We start from the raw sequence: 2,283 nt of genomic DNA, 5'->3' as shown, positions 1-2,283 counted from the left end.
CCGGTAGCCGTGCGCCTGATGAAGGCGTTCCTCGTTGTAAAAGTGCAGCCAAGCGCCAATGCCCGCCTTGGCTTCGGCGACCGAAGTGTAGGCGTGCAGGTATATGTCTTCGTATTTCAAGCTTCTCCAAAGCCGCTCGACGAAGATGTTGTCCATGCACCGGCCCTTGCCGTCCATGCTGATCCTGATGCCGTGAGCCTTCAGCACGCCGGTGAAGTCGGTGCTGGTGAATTGACTGCCTTGATCGGTGTTGAAGATCTCCGGCCTGCCGAACCGACGCAGCGCCTCTTCCAGGGCATCGACGCAGAAGTCGGCATGCAGCGTGTTCGAAATCCTCCATGACAGCACCGCCCGCGAGTGCCAGTCCATGATGGCGACCAGGTAGATGAAGCCCCTGGCGAGCGGGATATACGTGATATCACTGCACCAGACATGGTTGGCGCGGTCGATTGTCAGGCCGCCCAGCAGGTACGGGTACTTGGCGTGCTCGGGCGCCGCCTTGCTGGTGTTGGGGCGCTGGTAGATGGCGACCAGTCCCATCAACCGCATCAGGCGCTGAACCCGCTTGCGGTTGACCGGGAACCCTTGGGCGGCCAGCCACGCCGCCATGCGGCGCGACCCGTAGAAGGGCCGCGCCAGGTACTGACGGTCGATCAGTTTCATCAGCCGGAGATCGTCCGCGCTGACCGGAGCCGGGCGGCGGTAGACCGAGGCGCGGCTGACATCCAGCAAATGGCACTGGCGGCTGATGGACAGGGTAGGATGCGCGCGGTCGATCATCGCGCGGCGCTCGGCCCGGCTTACTTGCCGAGCCTCCTGGCCAAAAAATCGTTCTCGACCTTCAACTGGCCGATCTGGCGGTACAATTCGCCGACTTGGATTTCGTTGGTCTTGTCGTCACGCTCGCTGCCGCTCTCGAATACGCCGGCCGCGCCGTCAAGCAGCGCCTTCTTCCAGGCATGGATCTGGCTCGGGTGGACACCATACTCGCCGGCCAGTTCGCCGACCGTGCGATCGCCCTTGATCGCCGCCAAGGCCACTTTCGCCTTGAACGTCGCGCTGTGCTTCTGCCGTGACTGCTTCATGACTGCTCCTGTTTCTGGGCCGTTTATAGGAACAGGACTCTCGCATTGCCACCTGTCTCAGATCCGGGGTCCATCTCACTAAATATGAATTTGGGGGGGCTTGAGGTTGATGGATTGTTGATCTGGTAGGGGGGCGCGGGATTCAGTAGGACGCGCGATGACGGACAAACCTTACCCAACGGACTCGATGGATCAACAGTGGGAATTGATCAAACCATTGCTTAAACACAACCGTGGACAGCGTGGCTAGCGGCACTACAGTTTACGGCGGATCGCCGATGGCTGCTACTATAGTTCTGCGAGGCGGTATTCCCTGGCACATGACGCCTCACGATCTGCCGCCGTGGGAGGATGTTTATTTTCACCTGGGTGCGTCGGATCAAATGGCGGCTGTGGCATGGCGATGCCGGTGAAGCTTTGAGCCGCGCCCGCGTGTTGGCAGAGGATGTCGCCGCTCTGGCCAGCGGCTATACCGGCCTGACGCGGCGGGTCAAAGCGACGGCTGGGTTGGCGACCTGCATCGAGAACAATTCCGCCGCGATTACGGACTACGCGGAACGCTGCGACCATGGCGAAATCATCTCGACTGCCTTCGCCGAGTCCACTGTCGATCTCGTCGTCAGCAGGCGCTTCGCTAAAAAGCAGCAGATGTAACGGTCAACGAAAGGCGCTCATCAGCTCCTGCAGACCCGAACCCGCACCCTTGACGGCACGCTGCGCGACCTGTTCACCACCTGGTATGCGGCTATGACCGCCAACGATGGTCAGCCTCTATCTCTCGCTGCCGCAGCCTAAGCCGTCTCCCCACGGTTCTTGTTGCTCTCAACTTACCCCCGCAGCTTCAGTATTTCGGCACGTAGGGTATCCGGATGAGTCATGCCGGAGAAAAGCCTGTTGCCTATTGCAATCGAAGGAACTGCACGGATCCCAGCCCCGCGTGCATATTGCAGGGCGGCGTCGTGGCGATTGCTGTGCACCGTCGACCCAAGCACCGCGTCCAGGCCGCCAGGATTGAGCCCCAGGTCGCTAAGGATCGCCTTCAGCACGTCCGTATCGCCGATGTCGCGATCTTGCTGGAAGAAGGCGCGCAGAACGGCATCGACATAGTCGTCACCCTTGCCGTGCTCGCCGGCATACTGCAGCCCGAGGAAAGCCTTGCGCGTGTACGGTTGCGGGGAGACAGTTGGCAGGCGGATGT

2 protein-coding genes and 1 pseudogene are annotated in these 2,283 nt (G+C 61.0%); 1 reads left to right on the top strand and 2 read right to left on the bottom strand.

Features of this window, described 5'->3' with window-relative positions; translation table 11 throughout:
* Positions 1-1,085 (bottom strand): IS3 family transposase gene (locus tag AC5JJ6_RS10100; RefSeq protein ID WP_496041914.1). Its coding sequence is split into 2 segments (ribosomal slippage), with 1,086 coding nucleotides annotated over them: positions 1-815 and positions 815-1,085; the frame shifts between segments, so codons are not numbered across the junction. This gene is flagged as partial in the annotation.
* Between the two features lie 549 nt (positions 1,086-1,634).
* Here AC5JJ6_RS10100 and AC5JJ6_RS10095 point away from each other — a divergent pair.
* Positions 1,635-1,880, top strand: a pseudogene (locus tag AC5JJ6_RS10095) (ISKra4 family transposase); the annotation flags it as partial.
* 32 nt (positions 1,881-1,912) lie between these two features.
* On the opposite strand, the gene AC5JJ6_RS10090 reads toward AC5JJ6_RS10095, so the two are convergent.
* Positions 1,913-2,283: DsbA family oxidoreductase (locus AC5JJ6_RS10090; protein WP_496041913.1), on the bottom strand; the 371-nt coding region annotated here is incomplete at its 5' end.

The organism is Skermanella sp. (assembly GCF_059503625.1).
Note: the sequence above shows the minus strand (reverse complement) of the source record. Positions and strands in the feature narration are given on the sequence as shown.